This is a genomic window from Streptomyces sp. PA03-6a (assembly GCF_033792765.1).
Classification (GTDB): Bacteria; Actinomycetota; Actinomycetes; order Streptomycetales; family Streptomycetaceae; genus Actinacidiphila.
In genome coordinates this window covers 1-4,187 of sequence record NZ_JARAVK010000449.1, presented here as the reverse complement: position 1 = coordinate 4,187, position 4,187 = coordinate 1, and the positions used below count along the sequence as shown (strand labels likewise).

General features: G+C 71.3%; 4 protein-coding genes and 1 tRNA gene. 4 read left to right on the top strand and 1 reads right to left on the bottom strand.

The window, feature by feature from the left end:
• Positions 1–1,041 (top strand): S1C family serine protease (locus PV350_RS45180; protein WP_500339138.1); only part of this gene is annotated, 1,041 nt, incomplete at its 5' end.
• 59 nt (positions 1,042–1,100) lie between these two features.
• A tRNA-Ser gene (locus tag PV350_RS45175) sits at positions 1,101–1,187 on the top strand.
• A 135-nt stretch (positions 1,188–1,322) separates the two neighbouring features.
• On the opposite strand, the gene PV350_RS45170 is transcribed toward PV350_RS45175, so the two are convergent.
• A complete protein-coding gene (locus PV350_RS45170; RefSeq protein ID WP_500339137.1) occupies positions 1,323–1,808 on the bottom strand; it encodes a DUF4265 domain-containing protein in 486 nt (161 codons plus the stop codon).
• Positions 1,809–2,313: 505 nt separating this feature from the next.
• Between PV350_RS45170 and PV350_RS45165 the strand changes: the two genes are divergently transcribed.
• Together PV350_RS45165 and PV350_RS45160 are read left to right on the top strand one after the other, a co-directional pair.
• Positions 2,314–2,532, top strand: a complete 219-nt coding sequence (locus tag PV350_RS45165) for a hypothetical protein (RefSeq protein WP_499512966.1) — start codon at positions 2,314–2,316, stop codon at positions 2,530–2,532.
• 311 nt (positions 2,533–2,843) lie between these two features.
• On the top strand, positions 2,844–4,187 hold a 1,344-nt coding region (locus tag PV350_RS45160; RefSeq protein WP_500339136.1), incomplete at its 3' end, for an FtsK/SpoIIIE domain-containing protein.

The following is a 4,187-nucleotide window of genomic DNA, read 5'->3' as shown; positions in this document are numbered from 1 at the left end:
GGCGGCGGGGTCGGCTTCTGGGCCGCGGACCGCAACGACAGCTCCTCCTCGACCACCGTCTCCTCGGTCGGCAACCCCAAGGACCTCAGCCGCGCCGCCGACTCGGTCGCGGGCATCGCCAAGCAGGCCCTCCCCAGTGTCGTCACGATCGAGGCCACCGGCCGCCAGGAGAGCGGCACCGGCACCGGCTTCGTCTACGACAAGGAAGGCCACATCCTCACCAACAACCACGTCGTGGCCCCCGCCGCCGACGGCGGCAAGCTCACCGCCACGTTCTCCGACGGCAAGAAGTACGAGGCCGAGGTCGTCGGCCGCGCCCAGGGCTACGACGTCGCCGTCGTCAAGCTCAAGGGGGTCACCCCCGACAAGCTCACTCCGCTCGCCGTCGGCGACTCCGACAAGGTGGCCGTCGGCGACTCCACCATCGCCATCGGCGCCCCCTTCGGGCTCTCCGGCACCGTCACCACCGGCATCGTCAGCGCCCTGCACCGCCCCATCGCCTCCAGCGACGGGGAGGGGTCCAACGCCTCCTACATGAGCGCCATACAGACCGATGCCTCGATCAACCCCGGCAACTCCGGCGGCCCCCTCCTGAACTCCGAGGGCGCGGTCATCGGCATCAACTCCGCGATCCAGTCCACCGGCAGCGACGGCACCTCCCAGTCCGGCAGCGTGGGCCTGGGCTTCGCCATCCCGATCGACCAGGCCCGCCGCGTCGCCGAGGACCTGATCAAGGACGGCGAGCCCGTCTACGCCGTCATCGGCGTCCACGTCGACTCCAGCTACAGCGGCGAGGGCGCCAAGATCGCCACCGGCGCCGACGCCGTCACCTCCGGCGGCCCCGCCGACCAGGCGGGCCTGCGCTCCGGCGACGTCATCACCAAGTTCGACGACACCGTGGTCGACTCCAGCCCCACCCTCATCGGCGAGATCTGGCAGCACGAGCCCGGCGAGAAGGTCAACCTCACGTACACCCGTGACGGCCAGACCCGCACCGCCACCCTCACTCTCGGCGAACGCAAGGGCGACAGCAGCAGCTGAGCCGACCCGTTAGGCTGTCCCCGCGCCGCCCGGCCCTCCAGCCGGACCCCGCGGCGCGGGGAGAGTTGCCCGAGCGGCCTAAGGGAACGGTCTTGAAAACCGTCGTGGCAGCGATGTCACCGTGGGTTCAAATCCCACACTCTCCGCAGTAGGCCGGCGAAGGCGCTGGACAGAAGGGGTGCCCCAAGACACGGGGGCGCCCCTTCTTCGTGCGCGGAGGCGTCGTACTTCCGCCTGGGCAGCCGCCCGACCGCGCGCCGGGGCACGGCAGCCCTGAGGCGTCAGCCGGCCTCGGTGGTCCGCCAAGCGTCCGTGATGCAGCCTTCCTCCACGTGCCACCACTCCTGATCGACGCCGTGTTGAAGGAGACGCTTGATCCTGCCGAGATTCGCCTCCAGCGGGATGTCGAGGGAGACCATGCGGAACTGCTCGATGCCCTCGCCGTCGGCGCCCAACTCGTGGAAGACGTCGAGCACGCTCTGTCCGGCCGCCGCCGAGCCGCTGTCGCGCAGCACGATCAAGCGGATGGTGCAGTTGTCCGAGGGCTGGACCACCTTGCCTGCCCACCTGACACCCTCGTCGTCAACGGACGTCTCAACGATGTCACCGAGGGCGACACCTCGGATGAAGAAGGGCGTGTTCGCCAGCTCGGCTTTCCCGTCACCGCGGTCGATGGCCCAGAGGCTCCCCACCCCGGCCGGGGGCCAGTGGTCCTCGATCTCCAGGCGAAAGTGCACCTTCACGTGCTCAGGACCGGGTCCAGTCATGCCCGACAGCATGCACAAACGTGGCGACGCTCCGGTGGGCAGGTCCGCAGTTTGGAGGCGTGAGGCTGCGGGTTGCGTCTCCCCGGCAGGGGAACTCGCTGCCGCCTTGCCGGGAGGCAGCGGTGTGAACTCCCGCGCAGGGACCGAAGGCGCGACAGGCAACGTCATCCCTGGCAGGAGGCCTTATCGGTCGCCTACACGCCGGGGGAAGGTATGGAGAAACGTCGTGGCAGCGATGTCGCCGTCGGTTCACATCCGAGGTGCTGAACGGAAGGGGTGCCCCAAGACACGGGGGCGCCCCTTCTTCGTGCGCGACGGCACCGTGCTCCCTCGTCCTCCCGGTCTTCGCCGACCGAGCCCCCGAGCTTCACACAAGGCACCTGGCGAACATAGGCTCGCCCGGCTCCGGTTCGTTCGTCGAGGAGACGGTGGCATTTTGGCTGGCACGCGTACGAGGCGGTGGTGGGTCGCCCACTGGTCCGGGCTGTTGCTTTCCCTGACCTGCATGGTGTCGGCCGTGTGGTGGCTGATCGCGATGGAGTACGAGCCTCAGGCCCGCGCATGGACCCGCGCCGGACGGATGATGCAGAGCATGCGCCCCGAAGCCATCGCGCCCGGACTCATCGCCCTGAGCGCGGTTGCCCTGCTGTACTTCGGACATGAGCTTTACTCCGCGCTGCGTGACCGCCATCGATCACAGGTGCCGCACGTTGACGCTCAGTGACCGGCAGGTGTGAAAGCTCCGTCCGGTCGGGCGCGCGTGGCGCGGGGGCACCCGCCGGGTGTGGTGACCGTCGGCCCGGCCCGTCCCGGAGGGCCGTCGATCGTTAAGCGGCCTTGCGGCACCCGCGGCTGCGACCTCGCGGTGCGGGGCGCGGCCCCCTGGGTGGAACGCCGGTGTCGGTGACCGGGCGGTGGGGGTAGGGGTGAGAGAATACGCTTAACGGTCAAACCGGGCATGGGATCTGCTCGTGTGGCGCGGGCGGTCACCGCGCCGGTCCCGGCCGCCGTCCCGAACGGCAAGGGCTGATCACCATGACGGGTGTCGCGCTCCTGGGTGTGCTGCTGGTCTCGGCCGGTGGCCTGGCCTATGCCCGTCGACGGTTCCCGGTGGCGTTCTGGCTGCTGTTCGGGCTACCGCTGGCCTGGGGGCGGTTCCTGTCGACCTACGGTTCCACGATGGCGGCGTGCGGGCTGGCCGTACCGCCGTCGTGGGCCCGGGCGTTGGCGGGGCGGGCGGCGGGGCGCAGGGAGGTGCGGCCGGTGCCGCCGAGGATCCGCCGGGTGGGCGGCTCGCTGACCGGCATGCGGGTGCGGCTGCGGCTGCCGGGCGGGCTGGAGCCGGCCGACGTGGCCGCGGCGTCCAACCGGTTGCGCCACGCGTGGGGCGTGCACGCGGTGCACGTGGTCGAGCTCGGCCCCGGGGTGGTCGAGTTGCGGATGACCGGCTACGACGTGCTCCGCGACGTACGGATGCCGCGCCGCCTGCCGTCCGGCCCGATGGTGGTGCCGGTGGCGCTGCGGGACGACGGGACCGCCTTCGTGCGGAACTACCGGGAGATCCCGCACGCGCTCACCCTCGGGGCGAACCAGTCGGGCAAGTCGGTGTACCAGCGCAACCTGATCATGAACCTGGCCCGGTTGCCCGTGGCCCTGGTGGGGATCGACTGCAAGGGCGGGGCGGAACTGATCCCGTACGCGCCCCGGCTGTCGGCCCTGGCGACCGACCGGGAGCAGGCGGCGGAGCTGCTGGACGCGCTGGTGGCCGAGATGGAGCACCGGTTCGCGGTGCTCAAGGAGTGCCAGCGCACGGCGCTGGACGCCCCGGAGGAGGAGGTGGCCTCCGACATCTGGGGGCTGCCCGCGTACGTGCGGCCGGTGCCCGTCGTGGTGCTGGTCGACGAGGTCGCCGAACTGTTCCTCAGCGCGACGAAGAAGGGCGAGGAACGCCGGGACCGCATGGTGGCGGACCTGATCCGGCTGGCGCAGCGGGCCCGTGCGGTCGGCATCTACCTGGAGATCTGCGGGCAGCGCTTCGGGGTGGAGCTCGGCAAGGGCGCCGCGACGCTCCGGTCCCAGCTCTCCGGTCGGGTCGTGCACCGCGTCAACAAGCAGACCGCCGAGGTGGGTCTGGGCGACATCTCGTCCGAGGCGATGGCCGCCGCGACCGCCATCGCCCCGGACCGGGTGGGGGTCGCGGTGGCCGGCGACGCCTCGGGTGGCTGGTCCCACATCCGCACCCCGCTGGTGTCGATCGCCGAGACCGCGGCCGTGTGCCGGGCCCACGCTCATCTGGTGCCCGACCTGCCGGCCCTGGACCGGTACCGCCCCTCCGCCGCGGGCGAGGAGGACGGACCGGCCGAACCCGGGCCCTTCCCC